Source organism: Streptomyces sp. NBC_00038, from assembly GCF_026343635.1.
Taxonomy (GTDB): domain Bacteria; phylum Actinomycetota; class Actinomycetes; order Streptomycetales; family Streptomycetaceae; genus Streptomyces.
In genome coordinates, this window is record NZ_JAPELQ010000001.1 from 1428302 (window position 1) to 1451349 (window position 23048).

Annotated in this window: 20 protein-coding genes; 6 read left to right on the forward strand and 14 right to left on the reverse strand. The window is 69.2% G+C overall.

Going from position 1 to position 23048, the window contains the following annotated elements:
• Nucleotides 1-60: 60 nt before the first annotated feature.
• Nucleotides 61-1020 (reverse strand): LysR family transcriptional regulator, encoded by a 960-nt coding sequence (locus OG219_RS06695; protein ID WP_266823854.1) that lies wholly within the window; start codon nucleotides 1018-1020, stop codon nucleotides 61-63.
• Nucleotides 1021-1245: 225 nt separating this feature from the next.
• Between OG219_RS06695 and OG219_RS06700 the strand changes: the two genes are divergently transcribed.
• The 6 genes from OG219_RS06700 to OG219_RS06725 are packed head-to-tail and all read left to right on the forward strand — an operon-like array spanning nucleotide 1246 to nucleotide 8011.
• The gene (locus tag OG219_RS06700) at nucleotides 1246-2136 is read left to right on the forward strand and encodes a xanthine dehydrogenase family protein subunit M (protein ID WP_266823856.1); all 891 of its coding nucleotides are present in this window, start codon (nucleotides 1246-1248) and stop codon (nucleotides 2134-2136) included.
• Nucleotides 2137-2141: 5 nt separating this feature from the next.
• Nucleotides 2142-2624 carry a (2Fe-2S)-binding protein gene (locus OG219_RS06705; RefSeq protein ID WP_266823858.1) on the forward strand — a complete coding sequence of 161 codons (483 nt, stop codon included), beginning with the start codon at nucleotides 2142-2144 and terminating at the stop codon, nucleotides 2622-2624.
• Nucleotides 2621-4975, forward strand: coding sequence for an aerobic carbon-monoxide dehydrogenase large subunit (locus tag OG219_RS06710; protein WP_266823860.1), 2355 nt, complete (start codon nucleotides 2621-2623; stop codon nucleotides 4973-4975). The genes OG219_RS06705 and OG219_RS06710 overlap by 4 nt, the downstream gene beginning before the upstream one ends.
• Nucleotides 4972-5916, forward strand: a complete 945-nt coding sequence (locus tag OG219_RS06715) for an XdhC family protein (protein WP_266823862.1) — start codon at nucleotides 4972-4974, stop codon at nucleotides 5914-5916. Before OG219_RS06710 ends, OG219_RS06715 begins: the two co-directional genes overlap by 4 nt.
• Nucleotides 5913-6812, forward strand: coding sequence for a MoxR family ATPase (locus tag OG219_RS06720; RefSeq protein ID WP_266823864.1), 900 nt, complete (start codon nucleotides 5913-5915; stop codon nucleotides 6810-6812). Before OG219_RS06715 ends, OG219_RS06720 begins: the two co-directional genes overlap by 4 nt.
• The gene (locus tag OG219_RS06725) at nucleotides 6809-8011 is read left to right on the forward strand and encodes a VWA domain-containing protein (RefSeq protein ID WP_266823866.1); all 1203 of its coding nucleotides are present in this window, start codon (nucleotides 6809-6811) and stop codon (nucleotides 8009-8011) included. Before OG219_RS06720 ends, OG219_RS06725 begins: the two co-directional genes overlap by 4 nt.
• Nucleotides 8012-8048: 37 nt before the next feature.
• Here the strand turns inward: OG219_RS06725 and OG219_RS06730 are convergent, their stop codons facing one another.
• The 13 genes from OG219_RS06730 to OG219_RS06790 form a co-directional block, all read right to left on the reverse strand.
• Nucleotides 8049-8780: a GntR family transcriptional regulator gene (locus OG219_RS06730; protein WP_266823868.1), complete on the reverse strand. Its 732-nt coding sequence runs from the start codon at nucleotides 8778-8780 to the stop codon at nucleotides 8049-8051.
• A gap of 45 nt (nucleotides 8781-8825) precedes the next feature.
• Complete coding sequence (locus OG219_RS06735; protein WP_266823870.1) at nucleotides 8826-10379, reverse strand: sugar ABC transporter ATP-binding protein; 1554 nt, start codon at nucleotides 10377-10379, stop codon at nucleotides 8826-8828.
• Nucleotides 10376-11461, reverse strand: coding sequence for an ABC transporter permease (locus tag OG219_RS06740; RefSeq protein ID WP_266823872.1), 1086 nt, complete (start codon nucleotides 11459-11461; stop codon nucleotides 10376-10378). The genes OG219_RS06735 and OG219_RS06740 overlap by 4 nt, the downstream gene beginning before the upstream one ends.
• Nucleotides 11458-12531: an ABC transporter permease gene (locus OG219_RS06745; RefSeq protein ID WP_266823874.1), complete on the reverse strand. Its 1074-nt coding sequence runs from the start codon at nucleotides 12529-12531 to the stop codon at nucleotides 11458-11460. The genes OG219_RS06740 and OG219_RS06745 overlap by 4 nt, the downstream gene beginning before the upstream one ends.
• Nucleotides 12528-13616 carry a mandelate racemase/muconate lactonizing enzyme family protein gene (locus tag OG219_RS06750; protein ID WP_266823876.1) on the reverse strand — a complete coding sequence of 363 codons (1089 nt, stop codon included), beginning with the start codon at nucleotides 13614-13616 and terminating at the stop codon, nucleotides 12528-12530. Before OG219_RS06750 ends, OG219_RS06745 begins: the two co-directional genes overlap by 4 nt.
• Before the next feature lie 112 nt (nucleotides 13617-13728).
• Complete coding sequence (locus OG219_RS06755; RefSeq protein ID WP_266823878.1) at nucleotides 13729-14799, reverse strand: substrate-binding domain-containing protein; 1071 nt, start codon at nucleotides 14797-14799, stop codon at nucleotides 13729-13731.
• Between the two features lie 284 nt (nucleotides 14800-15083).
• Complete coding sequence (locus OG219_RS06760) at nucleotides 15084-16532, reverse strand: MDR family MFS transporter (protein WP_266823880.1); 1449 nt, start codon at nucleotides 16530-16532, stop codon at nucleotides 15084-15086.
• Nucleotides 16533-16667: 135 nt separating this feature from the next.
• Nucleotides 16668-17507 (reverse strand): ABC transporter permease, encoded by an 840-nt coding sequence (locus OG219_RS06765; protein WP_266823882.1) that lies wholly within the window; start codon nucleotides 17505-17507, stop codon nucleotides 16668-16670.
• Between the two features lie 16 nt (nucleotides 17508-17523).
• Nucleotides 17524-18330 carry an ABC transporter ATP-binding protein gene (locus tag OG219_RS06770; protein ID WP_266823884.1) on the reverse strand — a complete coding sequence of 269 codons (807 nt, stop codon included), beginning with the start codon at nucleotides 18328-18330 and terminating at the stop codon, nucleotides 17524-17526.
• A gap of 60 nt (nucleotides 18331-18390) precedes the next feature.
• Nucleotides 18391-19449 carry an ABC transporter substrate-binding protein gene (locus OG219_RS06775; protein WP_266823886.1) on the reverse strand — a complete coding sequence of 353 codons (1059 nt, stop codon included), beginning with the start codon at nucleotides 19447-19449 and terminating at the stop codon, nucleotides 18391-18393.
• Between the two features lie 361 nt (nucleotides 19450-19810).
• Entirely contained in the window at nucleotides 19811-20242 is a 432-nt protein-coding gene (locus tag OG219_RS06780) for a heme-binding protein (RefSeq protein ID WP_266823887.1), read from the reverse strand.
• Nucleotides 20243-20457: 215 nt separating this feature from the next.
• On the reverse strand, nucleotides 20458-21309 hold the full coding sequence (locus OG219_RS06785) for a hypothetical protein (RefSeq protein ID WP_266823889.1): 852 nt from the start codon (nucleotides 21307-21309) through the stop codon (nucleotides 20458-20460).
• Between the two features lie 471 nt (nucleotides 21310-21780).
• The gene (locus tag OG219_RS06790; RefSeq protein WP_266823891.1) at nucleotides 21781-22854 is read right to left on the reverse strand and encodes a LacI family DNA-binding transcriptional regulator; all 1074 of its coding nucleotides are present in this window, start codon (nucleotides 22852-22854) and stop codon (nucleotides 21781-21783) included.
• Nucleotides 22855-23048 lie beyond the last annotated feature (194 nt).

The following is a 23048-nucleotide window of genomic DNA, read 5'->3' on the forward strand; positions in this document are numbered from 1 at the left end:
TAAGACACGCCGAGAGACCGTCGAAGCCGGTGAGAGACCGTCGGAGCCGGTGAAAGACCCTCAGCTCCAGATCGTGACATGGACCGGCGGGCGGAACTCGTTCATGGGAACCCCCTTGGATTGGGTCAGCACCGCCTGCGTCGCGGCCGGCGTCGTGACGAACCGGCACAGCGCGGCGGCGGTCGTCGACCTCCGTTCGCCGGTGAGCGCGCTCGCGTACAGCATGCCGCCGAGCCGGGCGCCGGAGACATCGAGCACGGCCAGTGACCCGCGCCGCAGTTCGTCCCGCACCACGTGCAGGAAGGCGATGGACAGCCCGGCCCCGGCGGCCACCGCGTTCAGCGAGGCCGTGACGCTGGGGAAGGCCTTCGCCTTGGTCGCCTCGACGCCGATATGGGAGAGGAAGGTGCCGGACAGGGTGTCCGGGTCGAGTCCGGCCGGACCGAGTAACCATGGTTCGTGGGCGAGTTGGCCGGGTGCAAGCCGCCGGTGGTGTCGCAGCGGGTGATCCGGTGCCGCCACGACCACCAGCTGGAAGCGCAGGAACGGTATCGACTCGATGGCCGGTTCGCGGTGCGGCGCCGGGCCGATCGTGACATCGGCCCGGCGGTCGCGGAGCAGGTCGCCGAAGACCGCGACCGGCACGGCGAGGGTGTCGGCGTCCAGGTCGGGCTGGCGCCGCCCGAACGCCGCGAGCAGCGCGGGGAGCACCTGCTCCGCACCGGCCTCGGTGGACGCAACCCGCAGGTGCGCGGTACTGGAGCTCGCCTGCCGCACCCGGTGGCGGGTCTCCTCGGCGAGGCCGACGATCTCGGCGGCACCGGCCGCGAGGCGTCTGCCGCCCGGCGTGAGGCTGATCCCGCCGGAGGCCCGGATGAAGAGCACGTCACCGAGTTCGCGGCGCAGGGCGGCGACCGCACCGGAGACCGCCGCCTCGGTGACGCCGAGCGACTCGGCGGCGGCCTTGCCGGAGCCGAGGCGGGCCACCGTGACGAACGCGCGGAGCTGAGTCAGCGTCATGACCGCCATTACAACCGCTGTCCGACCGGTTGGACCCCGCTCTGCGCAGGTGTCTTAAGCATTCGCTTCAGTCGCCGTTGACCACCGCGTCCGGTGGCGCGAAAGTTCCCCCGGACCACCGAACACCGGTTCGGGTCCTCAATCGACGGATGGTTCCTCGCGCGCGGGCCCCGGACATCCATCCCGGGGCCGGCCGGGCGGACCCGGTCCGGGAGGGAGCGTGCCGTGCAGGTACCCGCTTCGTTCGACTACCAGCGCGCGGAAAGCGTGGACGAGGCCCTGGAGTTGCTGCGGCGCTACGGCGAGGAGGCACGGGTGCTGGCCGGCGGGCACAGCCTTCTGCCCATGATGAAGCTGCGGCTGGCCGGCCCCGAGGTCCTGATCGACATCAACGACCTGCACGAGCTCGACCACATCGAACTGGCCGGGACCGAACTGCGCATCGGTGCGCTCACCAGGCACCGCACCCTGCTGGAATCGGAGCTGGTCGGCCGGCACTTCCCGATCGTCCACGACGCGGAGAGGGTGATCGCCGATCCGCCGGTCCGCAATCGCGGCACCATCGGCGGCTCCCTGTGCCAGGCGGACCCCTCGGAGGACCTGTCCGCGGTGTGCGGCGCGCTGCACGCCCGCGCCGTGATCCGCGGGTCGGACGGTGAACGGATCGTCGCCATGGCCGACTTCCACCAAGGACCGTACGAAACGGCGGTGGGCGTCGGGGAGATGCTCGTCGAGGTGCGGATCCCGGTCCTGCCGGGGGCGGGCAGCGCGTACGAGAAGGTCGAGCGCAAGGCCGGTGACTGGGCCGTCGCCGCCGCGGGCGCCGCACTGACCCTGCGCGGGGGACGGATCGCCGACGCGGGCGTGGGCCTGGCCGCTGTCGGCGCCGGGGCCCTGAACCTGCACGCCGTCCAGACCCTGCTGAACGGCAGCGAACCGTCCGAGGCGCTGTACCAGGAGGCGGGCCGGATGGCGTCCGAGAGCTGTTCGCCGGTCACCGACGGCCGGGGCAGCGCGGAGTACAAGCGGCATCTGGCCGGCGAACTCACCAGGCGGGCACTGCGGCGGGCGGTCGTCCGAGCCCGGGCCGCCGGATCCACGACAGGGGAGGCGTGACGTACATGCGGATCACCGTCAGCGTCAACGGCGAGGACCACACCCGGGAGGTCGAGCCCCGTCATCTGCTCGTGCGTTTCCTCCGCGACGACCTGGAACTGACCGGCACCCACTGGGGCTGCGACACCAGCAACTGCGGTACGTGCGTGGTGCTGATGGACGGGGAGCCCGTCAAAAGCTGTACGGTCCTGGCCGTCATGGCGGCCGGACACGAGATCCGTACGGTCGAGGACCTGGCGGACGGTGCCCAACTCGACCCCGTACAGCAGGGTTTCATCGAACAGCACGGCCTCCAGTGCGGGTTCTGCACCCCGGGCATGATGCTCACCGGCCGGGCACTCCTCGACCGCAACCCGGATCCGTCCGAGCAGGAGATCCGCGAGGCCATCTCCGGCCAGCTGTGCCGGTGCACCGGCTATCTGAACATCGTCAGGTCCATCCAGTGGGCGGCGCGCAACGAGGCCGAGGCCGCGGGGAGTCAGCCATGACCACGACCAACGAAAGGCCCATCGGCTTCGGCCGGATGAAGCGCAAGGAGGACCCACGCTTCGTCCGCGGCAAGGGCCACTACGTGGACGACATCCACCTGCCCGGCATGCTGCACGGAGCCGTACTGCGCAGCCCGTTCGCGCACGCCCGCATCGTCTCCATCGACACCTCGGCCGCCGAGGCCCACCCCAAGGTCAAGGCCGTGATCACCGGCGAGACCCTGGCCGGCCTCGGCCTCGACTGGATGCCGACCCTGTCCATGGACACACAGGCCGTGCTCGCCACCGACAAGGTGCGCTTCCAGGGCCAGGAGGTCGCGTTCGTCGTCGCCGAGGACCACTACGCGGCGCGCGACGCGATCGAGCTGATCGACGTCGAGTACGAACCGCTGGACCCGGTCGTCAACGCCCGCCGCGCCCTCGACGCGGACGCGCCCGTCATCCGGGACGACCTGGAAGGCCGGACGAACAACCACATCTTCGACTGGGAGGCGGGCGACAAGGCCGCCACCGACGAGGTGTTCGAGCGTGCCGACGTCGTCGTCGAGCAGACCATGCTCTACCCGCGGGTCCACCCGGCCCCGCTGGAGACCTGCGGCGCGGTCGCCTCCATGGACCCGGTCGACGGCAAGCTCACCCTCTACTCCACCACCCAGGCCCCGCACGCCCACCGCACCCTCTACGCGATGGTGGCCGGGATCCCCGAACACAAGATCCGGGTCGTCTCACCGGACATCGGCGGCGGTTTCGGCAACAAGGTCGGCATCTATCCGGGATACGTCTGCGCGGTCGTCGGTTCGATCGTCACCGGGCGGCCCGTGAAGTGGATGGAGGACCGCTCCGAGAACCTGATGAGCACCTCCTTCGCCCGCGACTACCACATGACCGGCGAGATCGCCGCGACCCGGGACGGGAAGATCCTGGGCGTACGGGTCAAGGTCCTCGCCGACCACGGCGCGTTCAACTCCACCGCGCAGCCCACCAAGTACCCGGCCGGCTTCTTCCACATCTTCACCGGCTCCTACGACATCGAGGCCGCGCACTGCCACGTCACCGGCGTCTACACCAACAAGGCCCCCGGCGGCGTCGCCTACGCCTGCTCCTTCCGGGTCACCGAGGCGGTGTACCTGATCGAGCGCATGGTGGACTGCCTCGCCGCCGAACTCGGCGCCGATCCCGCCGAGTTGAGGATGCGGAACCTGCTGCGCCCGGAGCAGTTCCCGTACGAGAACAAGACCGGCTGGACGTACGACTCCGGCGACTACCCTGCCTGTCTGCGCAAGGCCCTGGATCTCGCGGGGTACGAGGAACTGCGCAAGGAGCAGAGCGAGAAGCGCGCCCGTGGTGAACTCATGGGCATCGGCCTCTCGTTCTTCACCGAGACGGTCGGCGCGGGGCCGCGCAAACACATGGACATCCTGGGCCTCGGCATGGCCAACGGCTGCGAACTGCGGGTCCACCCGACCGGCAAGGCGGTGGTCCGGCTGAGCGTGCAGACGCAGGGGCAGGGTCACGAGACGACGTTCGCGCAGATCGTCGCCGAGGAGTTGGGCATCCCGCCCGAGGACATCGACGTCGTGCACGGCGACACCGACCAGACGCCGTTCGGGCTCGGTACGTACGGCAGCCGCTCAACTCCGGTGTCAGGGGCGGCCGCTGCCGTGGTGGCGCGGAAGGTTCGGGACAAGGCGCGGATCATTGCGGGCGCCATGCTGGAGGTCCACCCGGACGATCTGGAGTGGACGAAGGGCCGTTGGTCGGTCGCGGGGGACCCTGCGGTGACGAAGACGATCCAGGAGATCGCGCTCGCCGCGCACGGTTCGCTGGAGCTGCCGGACGGGATGGAGGGTCATCTGGAGGCGACGACCGTCTACAACCCGCCCAATCTGACGTACCCCTTCGGTGCGTACGTCTGTGTGGTCGACGTCGATTCCGGCACGGGCGCGGTGAAGGTGCGGCGCTTCATCGCCGTGGACGACTGCGGCACCCGTATCAATCCCATGATCATCGAAGGGCAGGTGCACGGCGGTCTGGCCGACGGGGTCGGCATGGCGCTGATGGAGCTCATCAGCTTCGACGAGGACGGCAACTGCCTCTCCGGCTCCTTCATGGACTATCTGCTGCCGACCGCGCTTGAGGTCCCCGCCTGGGAACTCGACCACACCGTCACCCCCTCCCCGCACCATCCGATCGGCGCCAAGGGCATCGGCGAGTCCGCGACCGTCGGTTCGCCGCCGGCTGTCGTCAACGCGGTCCTCGACGCCATCGGCGTACGCCATGCCGACATGCCGCTGACGCCGGGCCGGGTGTGGCAGGCGATGCGCCACGGCGAGGTGGAGGCGCCCCAATGAGCCCCGGCGCACCCCTGCTTGAGGCACGCATGGCCGAACTGACGGGACGCCATGTGCCGTTCGTCAAGGCCACGGTCGTACGCGCCCGCCGTCCGGCGAGCGCGCGGCCCGGCGACATCGCGCTGGTCCTCGCCGACGGCCGTATCGAGGGGTTCGTCGGCGGCGTCTGCGCGGAGGCGACGGTACGGGTCCAGGCGCTGCGGACCCTGCGGAGCGGCGAGTCGCTGCTGCTCCGCATCTCGCCGGAGGAGACAACGGACGGCACCGGGCAGCCACTTGTCGAAGAGGGAGCGGTGCGTGTCGCCAACCCCTGCCTGTCCGGCGGGGAGTTGGAGATCTTCCTGGAGCCGCTGCGGCCCGCGCCGCGTGTGGTGGTCGTGGGTGAGTCCCCCATCGCCCGCTCCCTGGCCGCCTTCGGGCCGGTGCTCGGTTACGACATCACCTCGGCCGGCGTCGACGGCATCACCCCGGACTCGCTGGCCGGGACCCAGGCAGTGGTGATCGCCTCGCACGGCCGGGACGAGGAACCGGTGTTGCTGTCGGCGGTGCGCGCGGAGGTGCCGTACATCGGTCTTGTCGCCAGCCCCAGGCGTGGGGCCGCGGTGCTGGCCGGGCTGGATCTCGACGCCGGGCAGCGCGCGCGGATCCACACCCCGGCGGGACTGTGGATCGGCGCCCGCACACCGGGCGAGGTCGCCGTGTCGATCCTGGCGGAGGTCATCCAGGCGGTGAGCGGTCGGTCCCCGGAGACGGAGGAATCCCTGACGGCCGTCGACCCCGTGTGCGGCATGACGGTCGCCGTCGCGGACAACACCCCGTACTCCGAGGCGGGCGGCGGCGACCGCCGCTGGTTCTGCTGCGCCGGTTGCCGTGCCGCATACGAGGAGGACCCCGCCGGTTACGAGGAAACCGCCCGTCACCCGGAGGCCGACACCTCGTGAGCGAATTCGTCGAGCGCTGCCTGCCGGGCGTGGGGAGTCTGCGCGCCGCGCTGGACTCACTGGGCTATCTCGCCGACGACGGTCTGGTCACCGCCCTCTTCCTCGCCCTGCGGCTCCCCCAGCCGCTGCTTCTGGAGGGCGAGGCGGGCGTCGGGAAGACGGAGGCGGCCAAGGCGGTGGCCGGAATACTGGGCAGCCCGCTGATCCGGCTGCAGTGCTACGACGGTCTGGACGCCGCCGAGGCGCTGTACGAGTGGAACTATCCGCGGCAGCTGCTCGGCATCCGGCTCGCGGAGGCCCGGCACGAACAGCTCACCGAGGCGGACCTGTTCAGCGAGGACTACCTGCTCCGACGGCCCGTGCTCGCCGCGCTGACCCACCCGGGGCCCGCACCCGCCGTCCTCCTCATCGACGAGATCGACCGGGCCGACGACGACTTCGAGGCGTTCCTCCTGGAGGTGCTCGCCGAAGCCGCCGTGACCATCCCCGAGATCGGCACCATCCGGGCCACCGTGCCGCCCGTCGTGGTGCTCACCTCCAACCGCACCCGTGATCTGCACGACGCGCTCAAGCGCCGGTGCCTCTACCACTGGATCGACTATCCGGACACCGAGCGGCTGGTCGAGATCGTGCGCCGTCGGGTGCCCGGGACATCGCGGGAGCTGGCGGTCGCGGTCGCGGCCGCCGTACGACGGCTGCGGACTCTGGAGTTGCAGAAGGCTCCGGGTATCGCGGAGACCATCGACTGGATCTCCGCGCTGAACCTGCTCGGTGTGCCCCGACTCGACGCGGATGTCGCCCGGAGCACCCTCGGTTCCCTGCTCAAGTACCGGGAGGACCAGGAGTTGGCACGGGAACGCGGTCTTGGCTGGCTGGTCGCGGACCGGCAGCCGTGAAACCCGGTGCCGTTCCTCTCTTCGACCAGGCCGAGTTCGGTGGTCGGTTGGGCGAGGAGCTGCGGCGCGCCGGGGTGGCGGTGACACCGGAGCGGTCGGTGCGGTTCCTGGAGGCGTTGCGGCTGCTGCCGCCGGTGGACCGTACGGCGTTGTACTGGGCGGCACGGCTGGCCTTCGTGACGGGTCGCGAGCAGATCGCGCCGTTCGACCTGGTCTTCGACGCGGTCTTCGCGGGGGTTCCGCGTTCGGTCGCCGTCCGTCGGGAGGCCCCGCCGTTGTCGGGAGCCGAGTACGGTCCCGAGCCCGGGCGGGTCGCTGTGCCGTCCGGAATCGGTCGGGACCCGGCCAACGCGCCGGTGCCGCAGGGCAGTCTCGGCGGAGTGTCGGACCGCGACCATTCGAAGGACCGGCGTACGGAGGAACTGCGGACGGTGGGCAGCGCTGCCGAGGTCCTCGCGCACAAGGACTTCGCCGCCCTCGAACCCGGCGAGCTGGCCGAACTCGACCGGCTGCTGGCCCTGTTGGTGGTGAACGCGCCGCTGCGCCGCAGCCGCCGCCGGGAGGCCGACCGCCGGGGTCGCCGCATCGACCTGCGCCGTACCCTGCGCGTCGGGCAGCGCACCGGGGGCGAGGCGGTGCCGCTGGCCCGCAGCCGCAACCGTCTGCGGCGGCGACGGCTGGTGCTGCTGTGCGACATCTCCCGATCCATGGAGCCGTACACCCGCGCCTATCTGCGTCTGTTTCCGCGAGCGGCGGCCGGGGTGGCCGCCGAGGCATTCGTCTTCGCCACCCGGCTCACCCGGCTCACTCCGCTACTGCGGCACACCGGCCCGGCCGGTGTGGACGCCGCACTGCGGCGAGCGGGCGCCGCCGCGTCCGACTGGTCGGGCGGCACGCGGATCGGCCATGCGCTGGCCGAGTTCAACAACCGGTTCGGCCGCCGGGGCATGGCGCGCGGCGCCGTGGTGGTGATCTTCTCCGACGGCTGGGAGGGCGAGGACCCCGGCGCCGTCGGACGCGAGATGGCCCGTCTGGCTCGGCTCACGCACCGCATCGTCTGGGTCAACCCCCGCAAGGCGGCGCCCGGTTATGCCCCGCGCGCGGGCGGGATGGCCGCCGCGCTCCCCTACTGCGACACGTTCGTGAGCGGCCACAGCCTCGCGGCGCTCACCGAGGTGGCCGAGGCGATCGCGGACTGAAGCCCACTGATGGGGTGCCTGTTGGGCGTCCGCCGGCTCAGTTGTCTTCGCGCATGCAGATCAACTGGCGTTCCAGGCTGCTCTGCAGGTGTTCCCGCATGGTCTGTGCGGCACGGTCGGCGTTGCGCCTGAGTACGGCACGCAGGATCCGGTCGTGTTCGGCGACCGTCGCCGGGCCCGCACCCGCGATGGCGCTGACGCGGAAGATGTGGAGGTGTGCGTGGAGCCGCTCGACGGCGTCCGCGAGGAGACCGCGCCCCGACGCCGCGGCGAGCGCGTCGTGGAACTGCTGGTCGAGGGCGGCGAACCGGCCGTACACGGCATAGCTCCCGCCTTCTTCGGGCTCGCCCCGCATCTCCTCCAAGAGCGCTTCCATGCGGTCCAGTTGGGCTTCACCGGCCCTCTCGGCCGCCAGCGCCGCGGCGTGCGGTTCCAGCAGCAGCCGCATTTCGAAGAGCTCCTCGATGCCCTCGACGGTGAGGAGGTCGGTGGTGCGATAGCCGGCGAGGGACCGCTTGGTGACCAGGCCGTCCGCCTCCAGCCGGGCGAGGGCCTCGCGCACCGGCGTGGGCGACACCTCGAGGTAGCGGGCGAGCGCCTCGATGCCCACCCGGGCCCCCGGCTTGATCTTGTGGTCCATCACCATCGCCTTGATGGCCTCGTACACACTGTCTGCCAGGACCTGGCGCTGAGGCAGGACCCGGGGCGGCGGGACCGCTTCGGTGGCCGCACCCTCCGGCGCGTGAGCGTGAGGCTCGTCCGACAGCATGTCCCGCCTTCCCTTGAGCATTCCGGGTCAAGTAATGCCTGAGAATCATATAGGGGTTTGCACACTGCGGCCCGAGTCGAGCGGTTCGTTCCCCTGTCCGTGGATGAGGCGGATGACCTGGCCGCTCATCCGCTCGTAGTCGTGTTCGTTCCTGGTCTCTCCGCGGATCCGGTAGTCCGCCATGACGACGATGCGGTCGGCCAGCGTCACCATCTCTCCGAGGTCGCTGCTGATCAGCAGGATGGGCAGGCCGTCACGGGCGAGCTCCCAGATCAGTTCGTGGAAGGCGTGCTTGGTGCGGACGTCGACACCGACGGTCGGTTCGTCGACGACGAGCAGCCGGGTGTCCGCCGCCAGCCACTTGGCGAGGCTGACCTTCTGCTGGTTGCCGCCGGAGAGTTCACCGGCGTTCTGCTCCAGTGAGGCGATGCGGATGCCGAGCCGTTCCACGAGGTCTTCGGCGACGCTTCTCTCGCGCTTGTCGGAGACGTACCCGAGGGCCTGCGCCAGCTTCTTCCACACGGTGACGGTGATGTTCCGCAGGATCGGCTGTTCGAGGAAGACGCCTTCCTCCTTGCGGTTCTCGGTGAGATAGCCGATGCCGTACTCGTGGAGCGCCTGCCGTGGGGAGGAGATCCTCGCCGACTCGCCGAAAACACGGACCTCTCCGGCCGTGACGCGTTCGAGGCCGAGGACGGCCCGGACCAGTTCGCTGCGGCCGGCGCCGACGAGACCGTACAGCCCGACGATTTCTCCGGGTCTCACCTCGAGACCGATGTCGGTGTGGCCTGCCGCGGTGGCCACGCCCGTGAGGGAGAGCGCCGGCACCGCGGCCGGGTCCACCGTCCGCGGAGAGAGCTCGGAGGCCTCGTGGGTGCGGCCCACCATCAGACTCACGATCTCGTCGTGCGTGTGCTCGGCGAGCGGCGCCGACCGCAGTACGGAATGCCCGTCGCGCAGCACGGTGACGGTGTCGCAGACCGCGAACACCTCCTCCAGTTTGTGGCTGACGAAGACGACGCAGGTGCCCCGTTCCGTCAGCCGCCGGATCACCTCGAATAGCCGCTCGGCTTCCTGGGGCGAGAGGGACGCGGTGGGTTCGTCCAGCAGGAGTACCCGGCTGTCGGTGTGGAGCGCCTTGGCGATCTCGACCAACTGCTGCTGGGCGACGGAGAGTTCGCTGACGACCGTGTGCGGGTCCAGGTCGAGCCCGACCTCCCGGAGACACTGTTCCACCGGGCCGGTCATGGCCGCGCGGTCGATGAGCCCGCGGCGTGAGGGGGGTTTCAGGAGCGTGATGTTCTCCGCCACGGAGAAGGCGGGGATCAGGTTGCGCTCCTGGTGCACCACGCCGATGCCGGCCCGGGTGGCGTCCAGCGGGGTCCGCAGATGCACCTCGTCGCCGCGCAGCAGCAGACGGCCGCCGTCCGGGGCGTGAACCCCCGTCAGTACCTTGATCAGGGTCGATTTGCCAGCGCCGTTCTCCCCGAGAAGGGCGTGCACGGTTCCCGCCTTCAGGCGCAGGGCCACCTGGTCGAGGGCGCGCACCCCGGGGAAGACCTTGACGATGTCCTCGCACTCCAGCAGTACGTCGCTCACTGGGCACCCCCGGTGCTCGGCAGGGTGGTGGCGGGCGCCGCCCGTTTGTCGGGGGGCGTGGGCGGTTTCCCGTCCTGGTGCGGGCGTGCGGTGCTGAGGTGCGACTGGTGGAGGCGGCCGCCGACGACCGTGGCGAGGACGACGACGCCGATCAGGAACTTGACCCAGCTCGGGTCCAGCGAGAACTCGGCACGTGCGCTGTCGATGAGCCGCATGACGAAGGCGGCAAGTACGGTCCCGAGAACCGCCACCGACCCGCCGGTCAGGGCCACACCGCCGATGATGGGGGCGGCGAAGCTGGGGAGGAGCCAGTCGCCGCCGACACTGCGGTTGACGCCGGGCAGCGACGCGGTCGCGATCAGCGCGGCCACTCCGATCAGCAGGCCGGACAGCGTGTGGGCCAGGACGATCTGACGGTCGGTGGAGATGCCCGAGAGCCGCGCGGCCAGCGGATTGCCGCCCGCCGCGAGCAGTCGCCGTCCCGCGATGCCCCGGTGCATGAACACGGCGAGGAGGGCGGCCACGACCAGTGCCGTGACGAGGACGAGCGGGATGTTCGCGGGTGCGGCCGTGCCCAGATCACGCAGGGTGGCGGAGTAGCCGTCGACGGTACGGGTCCCGGCCAGCCGGTACTGCGCGCCCAGCAGGATGGTCATGGTGCCGAGCGTGACGATGAACCCGTTGATACGGGTGACCACGATGAACACACCGGTGAGAGCGCCGATCGCCGTGGCCATCAGCACGCCGATCGCGACGGCCAGGCCGGCCGGCACACCGGAGTCGGCCATGAGAACGCCCATGGCGCAGGCGGTGAATCCGCCCAGGGCGCCGACCGCGAGGTTGAGCTGTCCGACGCACAGGCAGACCATCTGCGCGAGACCGATGAGGATGGGGGTCGCCAGGTACTGCAGGAAGGTGCGGACCGAGTTGCCTTCGAAGAACGAGCCGGAGGACGCCACACCCAGACCGATGTACCCGGCCACGACGACGCAGAGCAGGGTCAGGGAGGTGGAGCGGGAGAAGCGTCGCAGCGAGGCGAGGGCTTCGGCCTTCCAGGCACGGGGAGTTGTGGGGGTCGTCATGTCGAGCGCACCACCTTTCGGTAGCTGACGATGTGGCGCACCCGGTCGGCGGACAGGGCAAGGAGCAGCACACAGCCGAGGTAGATGTTGAGGCTCTCCAGCCCCACGCCGAGCAGGTCGAGGCCCTTGCGGATGACGCCGACCAGCGAGGTGCCCAGCAGAGCGCCGATGACCGAGACGACGCCGCCGGTGAGCAGCGTGCCGCCGAGGACGGCGCCGAGGAACGACGGCAGCATGAAGTCGTCCCCGATGGAGGCGCGGAAGGTTCCCGTGCTGACGGCGGCCATGAACCCGGCGAGCGCGGCCAGCAGACCCGACAGCATGTGGGCCGTGATGACGCGGCGGGCGGTGGGGATGCCGGACAGTTCCGCGGCGGCCGGATTCGCACCCGTCAGCAGGAGTTCCCTGCCGGTACGGGTGTAGCGGTAGAGGAAGCCGAGCCCGACGAGGGCCAGGACGGTGAACTGGGCCATCTGCGGAATCGCCGGTGAGCCGCAGACGGGACCGACGCAGATGTCGGCGAGCGAGTACTGGCGAAGCTCCGTCATCCCGGACGGTGTGCTGGTGAAGGCGGCGTTGTCGGTGAGCGAGGAGTACAGCAGGGACACCAGCCCGAGGAGGGCGAAGTCCATGGCGAGCGTCACCACGAAGGAGCTCACGCCGGTGCGGGCGATGATCCATCCGGTCACGGCGCCGATCAGGGCTCCCGCCAGGAGGCAGACCAACAGGCCCACGGGCAGCGGCAGTCCGAGCCGGTCGTAGCCGAACCCGGCGAACAGGGCGCCGAACGCGGCCATGCGGCCCACGGCCAGGTTCATGTGTCCGACGGACAGGACCACCATCTGGGCCAGTGCCACCACGGTCAGGGTCGAGATGTCGCGCAGCAGCGGGAAGAGGACGAGTCTGGCGTCGAAGAAGGCCGGGCGCAGCAGGCCGAAGAGGACGACGAGCGCGACGGTGAGCGCGAGCAGGCCCAGTTGCTGAGGGGCCAGGATGCGCCGACGGGGAGTCTTGCGCTGTGACACCGGAGGCCGGTCGGTGTCCGCGGGTGGCGATGAGGTCGTGGTCATGCCACCCTCCGGTCGTCTATCGCGTCGTGGTCCCAGTCGATGCCGATGCCCGGCTCGTCCGACGCCACCGCTCGCCCGTCGCGCACGGTCAGTTCGGTGCGGGTGACGGCCCTCAGCTGCGGGATGTACTCGACGTACATGCCGTTGGGCACGGCCGCCGCGAGGCTCACGTGCAGTTCCATCAGGAAGTGCGGGCAGACCATGACGTTGTACGCCTCTGCCAGGTGGGCGACCTTCAGCCAGGGGGTGATGCCGCCGACGCGGGCCGCGTCGACCTGCACCACGGAGGCCGCTCCGGCCTCCAGGTACTGGCGGAACTGCCCCAGCGAGTAGAGGGTCTCCCCCACCGCGATCGGTACGTTGGTGGCGCGGGCGAGGCGCGCGTGGCCGCTCACGTCGTCCGCCGGCATCGGTTCCTCGAACCAGAACGGTCCATGGGGTTCGAGCGCCGAGGCCAGTCGCACGGCCGAGGACAGCGTCTGGGACTGGTTGGCGTCCGTCATGATGTGCAGCGCGGACCCGACGGCCTCGCGGACCGCGCGCAGCCGTTCGACGTCCTCCGCCGGGTGCGGCTTGCCCACCTTGATCTTGACGCCGGCCCACCCGGCGTCGCGGGCCGCCACGGCCGACTTGACCAGGTCCTCGGTGCTCAGATGCAGCCAGCCGCCTTCGGTGTCGTACAGCGGTATCTCCTGGCGGTGGCCGCCCGCCAGCCGCCAAAGGGGCTCGCCGGCCCGCTTGCATCGCAGGTCCCACAGGGCGGTGTCGACCGCGGCGAGGGCCAGCGAGGTGATGGCTCCGACGGCGGTCGCCCGGGTCCGGGCGAACAGCCGCTGCCACAGGGCCTCGACGTTACGGGCGTCCTGCCCGGGCAGGGCGGGGAGCAGATGGTCGTTGAGCAGCGCGAGGACCGAGGAGCCGCCGGTGCCGATGGTGTAGCTGTAGCCCATGCCGGCCAGGCCGTCGTCGGTGGCGAGGTCGACGAATATCGTCTCCTGCTTGATGAACGCCTGGACGGCGTCGGTGCGGTTCTGCTCCACGGGGATGTCGGCCAGCCTGGCCGTGGCGGTCGTGATGATGCTCATGGGGGTGTCCGGGTCTCCCTGGTCAATGGCTGTGGTCGGCGGCCGTGTTGGCGCGGTGTGTGCGTGGCGGCGGTGGCCGTGTCGGCGCAGCGTGTGCGTGGCGGCGTTCGGGTCAGCCGCAGTTGAGGAGCTCGTCGGCGAACTGCTTCTTGAGGTCGTCGGTCTTGCTCTCCTGCTCCTTGTCGTAGTCGGCGACATTCGCCTTGGTGACCACGAAGGATCCGGAGTCGACGACCACGCCCGGATCACGCATCACGCACTGCTTGCTCTGCAGCAGAGCGAGCGCCCAAGTGCCCACGTCCGCCTGCCCCACCGGGTTCTGCACGACCGTGGCGCTGACCGAGCCGTCCTTGATCGCACTGATGATCTTGGCGTCGTCGTCGATGGCCACGACCTTCGCCTTCGATCCCGAACTCTGGACCGCTCCGGCCGCGGCGACCGCGGGGTTGTACGCGGTGGTGACGATGCCCTGGATCTCGTTGCCCTTGGCGGCCAGCAGGTCGGACACCGCCTTCTGCGCGGTCTGCAGGTCCTTGTCGATGTCGGTGACCGTCTGGAGGAGTTTGACCTTCCCCTTCGTCTCGTCCACCGCCTTCGCCACGCCCTTGATCCGGAGTTGGGTGTTGGCGTCGACGTTGTTGCCGGTCAGGTGGACCAGGGAGCCTTTGCCGCCCATGGCCTTGATCGCCGCTTGGGTGGCCCGGTAGGCCGCGACCTCGACATCGGTGGACAGACAGAAGTCCGCCTCGTTCACGTCACCGGCTGGGCACGAGGCGAGTGAAGCCACCGCGAAACCCTGCGACTTGAGGTCGGCGAAGGTGCTGTTGATGTCGGTCGGCGAGACACCGAAGACGCCGAACGCGTTGTACCCGCGAGCCGCGAGCGTGGACAGCAGGTTGTTCTGCTTCTGCTGGTCCCACTCGGCGGTCTCGTTGAACGTCAGGTCCCCGAGCCCGTACTCCTTCTCCGCGACGGCACCCGTTGTCTTCCACACCTGGAAGTACGGGTGAGCGCCACCGGGGACGAGCGCGACCTTGACGGCGGACCCGTCGGCCAGTTCGGCCGACCCGTTCCCCGTGCCCGCCGCGGTGGCCGTGCTCCCGGCGGCCGGCTCCCCGGAGTTCTTCAGGGTGCATCCCGTCAAGGCACCGGCGAGCACCGCTGCGGCGACAGTACCGGACAAGAAGGGTCCAATACGGAGGTATGACGTCACAACTCCACCCGAATTCCATAGGATATTTGCGCAGCGATGCTCCTTCAGGCACTGATCCGCGTCAAGACATCCGACAAAAGTCGGCGACTTGAGGGCTTTCGGGGGCGGTTACCGCACGTCCAGAGAGTTTCGACCGTGCGGCCCGACACGGCTGCCCGCACCATCGAACCGAGGCTCAATACTCGCAATCCCATAGGAAATTGGTTTCCTACCTGCCCACCGAAGCGGAGGTCACGCGCGGTCCCGGCTGTCCTTCACCCCGACCGGGCTCGGCGTGGGCGCCGCCGACGCGCCTCGGGTATGGTGCTCGCCGCATCGGCGTCGCGGACCACCCAAGCCGCCCGCAGGGCAAGCAGGTTGACCGCCGCAGCGACGAGGAACCCCACCCGGTAGGCGGCGCCGTCTCCGGCCGGCTGTCCGTCGGCGGGCGAGTCCACGCCCACGAGAACGAGGGCGGTGGTCGCCACGGCGATGCCCACCGCACCGCCGAGCCTGCGACCGGCGTTGAACAGCGTCGCCGCCCGTCCGGACGCGGCGGCCGAGACCGTCGCGAAGGACGCCGCCTGGGTCGCCACGAACACCTGGCCCACCCCGAAACCCACGAGGTAGAGGACCACCCACACCTGCCACAGGGGGCCGTGGACGCTCAACACCGCCAGCAACGCCATGGACAGGCTCGACCCGAGCACGCCGACGACAAGGTGCCGGCGCGGTCCGAGCCGCCGGTACAGCAACCGGCTGGCGACCTGGGAGCCGGTCATGACGCCCAGGGCCTGCGGCAGGATGCTCAGGCCGGAGGCCAGCGGGCTGAGTCCCCGCCCGTCCTGGAGGTACAGCGACACCGTGTAGATCACCCCGAGGAACGCGACCGATTCCAGTGCCATGACGACGCTCCCCGAGCGGAACAGCCGGTCCTGGAACAGCCGGATGTCGATCAGCGGCGCGCGGGAACGCAACTCGACGACCACCAGAACTCCCAGCAGCGCCGCACCGGCCACCAGGCCGACCAGCACAGGACGGGCCGTCCACCCCAGATCGGGTCCCTGCGACAGCCCGTACATCGCCAGGCCCAGACCCGCCGCCGCGAGCAGGAACCCCAGGAGGTCGAACCGTCCCGGCTCCCGCTCGACGGAGTTGCGGAGGAACAGCGCACCGAACACCAGCGCGGCGCAGCCCACCGGGACATTGACGAAGAACACCCAGCGCCACGACAACTCCGTCACCAGCAGGCCGCCGAGCGACGGACCGATCGTCGGGGCGACGGCGTTCGCCATGCTGAGTACGGCGAAGACGCGAACGCGCTCCCCCGGCGGGAAACTGCGCAGCATCATGGCCATGCCGACCGGCACGAGCATGCCGCCGCCCGCTCCCTGGAGCAGCCTGAAGGCGATGAGTTCACCGAGGCTCGTCGCGAGCCCGGACAGCGCCGACCCGAGCGTGAACACCGCTAGGGCCGTCAGCAGGATCCGCTTCCCGCCGAACCGGTCACCGAGCCAGCCGGAGGCCGGAATGAACACCGCGAGGCTGACCAGGTAGGAGATGGAGACGGCGTCGACGGAGGTGGACGGGACCGAGAACGCGCGGCCGACGCTCGGCAGGGCGACGTTGACGATCGTCGTGTCCATCACGTTGAGGAAGACAGCGGCGACGTAGACCACGCTGACGGCCGTCGTCTGCTTGACGACGATGCCGCGGCCGCTCACTCCGCGCCCCCGCAACTCGGCGCCCAGGAAGGCATACGACCCTCTCCAAGTGTCTTGGTGTTCTTCCCTACGGGCCCTGTCGGAGCCCGGTGAGCCGTTCCACGGCCCCCGGGCTCCCTCAGCCGCGTGATCCGGTCAGTCGCGCTGCCACTTCAGCGCCCGGCGCTCGAAGACACCGATGAGCGAGCTCCCGAGCACCACCATCGCCACGATGATCACCAGCGCGGCGAACAGTCCGGACGGGTCGAACTGCTGGGTCGAGGTCATGGAGTAGTAGCCGAGGCCCTTGTCGGCCGAGATGAACTCGCCGGCGATGACGCCGATCATCGCGAACGACACACCTGCCTTCAGCCCGGCGAACAGCGGAACGCTGACGGAGGGCAGAACCACCTTGCGCACCACGAACATGCGCGACGCACCCATGGCGCGGGCCACCTCGACCAGCGGTTTCGGCACATTGCGCATGCCCGCGTAGACGTTGAAGAAGACGAGGAAGAACACGATCATGCTGGCGATCGCGATCTTCGAGCCCATGCCGAGGCCGAACCAGAGCAGCATCATCGGTGCGAGGGCGACCTTGGGGATCCCGTTGATCGCGTTGAGGATCGGCTCCATGATCTCGCCGGCGGTCTTGACCGCGCCGAGCGCCCAGCCCACCACGGCGCCCGCGGACGCGCCGAGCGCCCACCCCAGCACCAACTCCTGGGCGGTGGCCATGATGTGGCCGTGCATCGCACTGTCCCCGAGGACGTTGTACAGCTTGACCACGACGTCGACCGGGTTGCTGATGAGGAAGTAGTCGATCACCCGGCCGCTGAGGAGCTGCCAGACCCCCAGGAACAGCAGCACGATGCCGAACTGCCCGAGCATGATCTTCGTGCCGTGGCGTCCGCGCGGACGCCCCTTGGAACTCTTCGGCCGGACCACCCGGCCCCGTCGCATGCTGAGTGGCTCCTGATCGCCGATGACAGCCATCGTGCTCTCCTTCTCCTCAGGCCTTGAGATCGGTCTCGATGTCGGTTTCGAGCAGGCTCCACAGTTCCTGCCGCAGTTCCTGAAAACCCGTCTGACCGGTGATGTTGTAGACGTCCCTGGGCCGTGCGAGGGGAATGTCGACCGTCTGCCGGATCCGGCCGGGGCGGCCCGTCATGACCGCGACACGGTCCGAGAGGGCGATCGCCTCGGTCAGGTCGTGGGTGATGAAGATGACCGAGGTCTGCCGCCGCTGCCACAGGTCCAGAACGGTCTTCTGCATCGTCTGCTTCGTGATCGCGTCGAGCGCGCCGAAGGGTTCGTCCATGAGCAGTACTTCGGGCTCGTAGACCATGGTGCGGGCGATGGAGCAGCGTTTCTGCATACCGCCGGAGAGCTGCCGCGGATAGTGGTTCTCGAAGCCTTCCAGGCCGACGATCTTGATCCATTCCCTGGCGCGCTCGACCCGCTCCTGCTTGGGAACCTTGCGGATCTCCAGCGGCATCATGATGTTCTCGATCACGGTGAACCAGGGGAAGAGATTGGAGTCCTGGGTGATGTATCCGATCTCCAGCTTCTGCAACTCCCGGTCGCCCTTGAGGCACCGTATGGTCCCGTCGGTCGGCTGGAGCAGACCGGACGCAATGTTCAGCAAGGTGCTCTTTCCGCACCCACTGGGTCCTACGACCGTGAAGAACTCTTTCTCGCGGACCGTGACGGACACGTCCCGGAGGACGTCCATCATCTCCCCACCCGGAGTCACGAACCGGTGCGTGAGATCCCCGAGGATCACCGCCGGCCGCTCAGTACCGAGATCCTGCATCATTTCCTCCGACTCGTCCCTGTCCCGGCGTCAGCACAGACTGTGCGGACGTTCCGCACCGGTTCACTTCTGGTAGTCCGACGTGTAGGCACCGTCGACCACTTCGGCGGACGGCTGCTCGAACATGCCGAGTTTCGCGAGGACTTCGACGCTCTTCGCGAACTGCTCCTCGCTCATGGCCGCGTCCTTGGCCCACTTGTAGGTCTCCATGCTGTCCGCGAGGACGTCCTCGTCGAACGAGTTCATGTCCTTGTGCAGGGTCTTCGCGGCTTCTTCGGGCTTCTCGTCCAGGTAGTTGTTGGCCTTGCCGATGGCGTTGCAGATCTTCTCGCTGATGTCGGGATGCTCGGCGGCGTAGGTCTTCGAGGAACCGATTCCCGACCAGGAGACCCCGTCCAGTTCGGAGAACAGGTCGGAACTCCCGGTGTCGTAGATGATGCGGCCGGGCGCCACCGAAAGAACCTGGTCGGGGATCGGCTGCGGCTGGAAGACCAGACCCACCTGGCCCTTCTGGAACGCGGCCGTCGATGCCGCGGTGCTGGCCTGCGAGAGCACGCCGATCGACTCCGCGGGGAGGCCCTCCTTCTTCAGCAGGCTCTCCAGCAACTTCGCACCGGGATTGACGGTGCGGCCACCTATCGCCGTGATGTTCTCGCCCTCCAGGGCCGCCAGCATCTCCTTGAGCGACATGGAGTCGTTCATGTTGTTCCGCTCCCATGCCACATCGCTCACCGCGAGGATGTAGGAGGGGTCCACCTGCGTCACACAGACCTGCTGCAGTTTCGTGTCCTGCGCCGCCGCCTGGATCACCGTGGAGGTGTTGACGGCGCCGTACTGCACCTTTCCGGCAGCGATCTGCAGGCTGGCGTTCGCAATGATCTGCACCTTGACGTCGAGTCCTTCGTCCTCGAAATATCCGAGTTCGTCGGCAAGGAAGATCGGGGCGTTCGCCGGCGCCGCTATGGAGACCGACACGGTGATCTGTTCGCCTGCGCCGGGGTTGGTGTTGCCGGCGCAGCCCGCGGCCGCGGTCAGCGCGATCGCCGCCGTGATCCCGCCCATGCGCCGTCTCGCGGTGCCGGACAGTGCTTTCGATGAAGCGACGCTGCTTCGGTTGTTCATTTCAGGTCCCTATCTCGCGACTCTGCAGGTCCCGGTCTCGCGGCTCTCGGACTCTCACACGGCTTGGTCCGGAATTCTTCGATCCGCATCGCGTCCACGTCCAGCCGTCGGGGCGTACGAATATTCGGCGGCCGTCCCGCCACCGATTTCGTGGATTCCGCCTAGCCGAACGAATCAATTCGAAGAATTCAGGGCCCCCGACCTGCGGCAAATCTCCTGAAAGTGCCGGTCGTGGAAGCCAGTGCTGCCCTGTGGGCCGAGCAAGAGGCGGTTGGAAGTTCTCGACTCCGCCGAAAGCGATTGGCTGTACGGCGAGTGCGATGCCGTGGGGGTACGGGGCGCCCCGGTCGGGGCAGCGCGGTCAGCCCGCGTCGGCGACCAGGCCGGCCTTCTCCACTCCGAAGACGGCGACGGCCTCGTCGTTGTCGGGCCGGTCGCCACTGACGCCGACCGCACCGAGCAGTTCGCCGTGCTCGTCCCGGATCAGCACACCGCCCTTGGAGGAGGCGATCCGCCCCTCGGAGATCGAGGCCAGCGCGGCGAAGAAGGCCGGGTCGCGGGTGGCATGGCGGGCTCCGACGGCGCCGCCCTGGCCGGTGCCCAGGGAGCCCCATGCCTTGGCGTGGGCGATCTGCGGGCGCAGGATGCCCGCACCGTCCTCGCGCTTGACGACCTTCGGGTGCCCGCCCGGGTCGAGCACGGTGACCGTCAGGGGACGCAGGCCCAGCTCACGTGCGTGGCTCAGTGCCGCGTCCACGATTTCCGAAGCCTGGGTCGTGCTGAGTCCACTCATGTCTGTCGCTCCTTTGTCTTGCCGGTGATGTCTTGCCGGTGAGGGAGTGATCGGATGGAGCAGGTGGGGCGGGGGCACTCCTCGTGTGGAGTCCGAGGCGCCCTCTCGACGTGCGCGCCGAGGGAAGTGGCCGCTCGCCACATCGGAGGGTGGCTCCGCACCGGGGACGGTGAGAGCGGGCGGCGCGCTAGGCCCGTGTCGGCGTACGGCCGGGCTCAGCCGTCGGCGGCGTCCTTGGCGTTCTCGAACCGGATGCCGCCGTCGGTGAGGGAGACGACGAACTTGTCGTCGTCGGGCTCGACGGGCTGCTGGATCGGGGGCAGGCCGATGGTGAACAGGATCAGCTCCTCGGTGGCCGCGAAGCGGACCTTCTCCCCGGGATCGGCGTCCACCGCACCCAGCTTCCCGACCTCGGTGCCCTCCGCCGCGCCGGTACCGGACAGCACCACGATCAGCCGCTTGGCGTCCTCGCTGGTGGAGACCCATTCGGCGCCGGCGTCGATCTTGAGGAACTCGATCCAGAACTGCCGCTCGGTGTAGGTGCCGATGGGCTTGTGCTTGACGCCGGTCCAGCCGGTCACCGGGAGCCAGTTGTAGTGGTCCGGGTTGCTGATCACGACGCCGTTGTAGCGCGGCTTGGGGAACCGCTGCTCGCGTACCGCGCGCTGTTCGGCCTGGGCCTCCTTGTTGTCCGGGCCGCGTCCGCGGCCGGCGCCCATGCCGAGCGCGGAGGCCCCGGCGAACTGCAGGACGAGCTGCAGTTGCTTGGGATCGGTCAGCGGGTCGTCCTGCGGGCCGTAGGTCTGGCCCTCGGGGAAGTAGCCGACCTCGCCCTCGCGCAGGATGCCCTGCTCGCCCAGGTTCATGTCGCCGACCAGCGGCAGGCGGATCTGCTCGAAGGTGTGGCAGTGCCGGGGCATCAGGAAGTCGGCCTCCTGGCGGCCCAGGATGTAGCGGTAGTTGTCCATGGGCTTGCTCCGGTCGCCCATGAGCAGGTAGTTGAACGAGACCGTTCCCCGGGGATGGTCCATCTTGAACGCGTTCTCGTCGAACGGTGCGATCTTCATCGCGGCCCTCCCTGATCCGATGCCCAGCCGTGCACGACCGCCCGATCGACGGGCTGGTGCGGAGCGGGGCGTGAAGGATGTGTGCGATCGGCCGAAGCGAGGCACTTCCGCGGTCCCGTTGCGGAATGTCCCCTCTGCACGTCCGGTCGCCTTGAGACCAAGAAACCTTCTTAGTAGGTATGGTGTCAAGGTAGGTGACGCGTATTTCATGACGGGCTCTTTACCGGAGGCGGCGGACACTGTCCGGCACAGCTGAAGAGGCTCGTGACATGGCGACGCCCCGACCGGCCACCGCCCTCGCGGCGATGGGCGACCGGGCAACGACCACGTTCAGATGTTGGGCGGCAGCGCGAACGCCAGGCTCACCGCGGCGGCAGAACGGCGGCGCTGACAGGGGCCCCGAATTTCCTGACACTCCATCAAAACGACTACCACGAGCGTCACTTCAACGTCAGGACAGCGCACCCGACACTAAGGAGCCGGTGCGGTGCTGTCGCGCACCACGAGTTTCGTGGGTACGAGCGTGGTGCCGTGCTCCGCCCCCTTGTGCCGCATCCGCCGCAGGACACCCTCGACGCACAGGCGTCCCACTTCGGCGAAGTCCTGGTGGACGGTGGTCAGGGGAGGCAGGAAGGAGCCGGCCTCGGGGATGTCGTCGAAGCCGATGACGCTGACGTCTTCGGGGATTCTCCGGCCGCGCTCGTGCAAGGCCCGCAAGAGGCCCAGTGCCATCTGGTCGTTGGCGGCGAAAACCGCCGTACAGGACTGCTCGTCGGCGAGCCGCAGTCCCGCGCGATAGCCGGACTCCGCCGACCAGTCGCCCCGCACGACGGGTGGCGGCACACAGCCCGCCTCGGTGAGTCCGGCGCGCCAGGCATCCTCACGGCGTTGCGCCGCGAAGGACTCCTCGGGGCCGGCGAGATGCCAGATCGTGCCGTGCCCGAGGTCCAGGAGGTGCCGTACGGCCGCACGCGCTCCCCCGGCCTGGTCGGTGTCGACCACGCTGTAGCGGTCACCGGCGTCCGAGTCGGCGACCACGACCTGGACGTGGGGCGGCAAGGAGATGGTCGCCGCGTCCAGGAGGTGCACCTCCATGATGGCGATGACGGCGTCGACGGCGAGCTCGCCCAGCCGGGAGAAGGCGCCGCGCACCTCGTCCTGGGTGGGCACGGCGACGGGCAGGAGCGTGACGGCGTAGCCCTCCTGCGCCGCGGAGGTGGCGATCGCCTCCAGGGTGCGCATGTTGCCCGTGGTGGAGAGGTTGAAGGTGATGACGCCGATGGTGCGGAATTCGCCGCGCTTGAGGGCCCGGGCGGCGCTGTTGGGCCGGTAGCCCAGCTCCTTCATGGCGGCGAGCACCTGTCGCCGGGTCTCTTCGTTGACGCCCGCGTAGCCGTTGGACACCCGGGAGACGGTCTGCGAGGAGACGCCTGCCAGCTGGGCGACGTCGGCCATGGACACCCTCTGGGTGCGACGCCCGGGCCGCTGCTCCGCACGCACGCGTATCCGCTCCGTACTCGCCGAGGCGCTGTCCGCGGTATCCACCTGTCTCCCTTGTTACCCAGGTCGCAATTGCCGTTACATCAGACGACTCTTGACCACCGACATTGGGGCAGTGTAGACATGCCGCCATCAGATGTTTACGTAAACATAACAGCCCACGGCTCATCCCGGAGGGAGATGTTTACGCAAACATCGCGGCGCCGTGCGACGCCGGTTCCGAGATGGACGAGCGAGGA

Excerpts from the sequence above, each read along its gene's own strand:
- OG219_RS06695 (WP_266823854.1), bottom strand. The coding sequence starts at position 1,020 with ATGACGCTGACTCAGCTCCGCGCGTTCGTCACGGTGGCCCGCCTCGGC.
- OG219_RS06705 (WP_266823858.1), top strand. The coding sequence starts at position 2,142 with ATGCGGATCACCGTCAGCGTCAACGGCGAGGACCACACCCGGGAGGTC.
- OG219_RS06710 (WP_266823860.1), top strand. The coding sequence starts at position 2,621 with ATGACCACGACCAACGAAAGGCCCATCGGCTTCGGCCGGATGAAGCGC.
- OG219_RS06715 (WP_266823862.1), top strand. The coding sequence starts at position 4,972 with ATGAGCCCCGGCGCACCCCTGCTTGAGGCACGCATGGCCGAACTGACG.
- OG219_RS06730 (WP_266823868.1), bottom strand. The coding sequence starts at position 8,780 with ATGCTGTCGGACGAGCCTCACGCTCACGCGCCGGAGGGTGCGGCCACC.
- OG219_RS06740 (WP_266823872.1), bottom strand. The coding sequence starts at position 11,461 with ATGACGACCCCCACAACTCCCCGTGCCTGGAAGGCCGAAGCCCTCGCC.
- OG219_RS06745 (WP_266823874.1), bottom strand. The coding sequence starts at position 12,531 with ATGACCACGACCTCATCGCCACCCGCGGACACCGACCGGCCTCCGGTG.
- OG219_RS06750 (WP_266823876.1), bottom strand. The coding sequence starts at position 13,616 with ATGAGCATCATCACGACCGCCACGGCCAGGCTGGCCGACATCCCCGTG.
- OG219_RS06765 (WP_266823882.1), bottom strand. The coding sequence starts at position 17,507 with ATGGCTGTCATCGGCGATCAGGAGCCACTCAGCATGCGACGGGGCCGG.
- OG219_RS06770 (WP_266823884.1), bottom strand. The coding sequence starts at position 18,330 with ATGATGCAGGATCTCGGTACTGAGCGGCCGGCGGTGATCCTCGGGGAT.
- OG219_RS06775 (WP_266823886.1), bottom strand. The coding sequence starts at position 19,449 with ATGAACAACCGAAGCAGCGTCGCTTCATCGAAAGCACTGTCCGGCACC.
- OG219_RS06780 (WP_266823887.1), bottom strand. The coding sequence starts at position 20,242 with ATGAGTGGACTCAGCACGACCCAGGCTTCGGAAATCGTGGACGCGGCA.
- OG219_RS06785 (WP_266823889.1), bottom strand. The coding sequence starts at position 21,309 with ATGAAGATCGCACCGTTCGACGAGAACGCGTTCAAGATGGACCATCCC.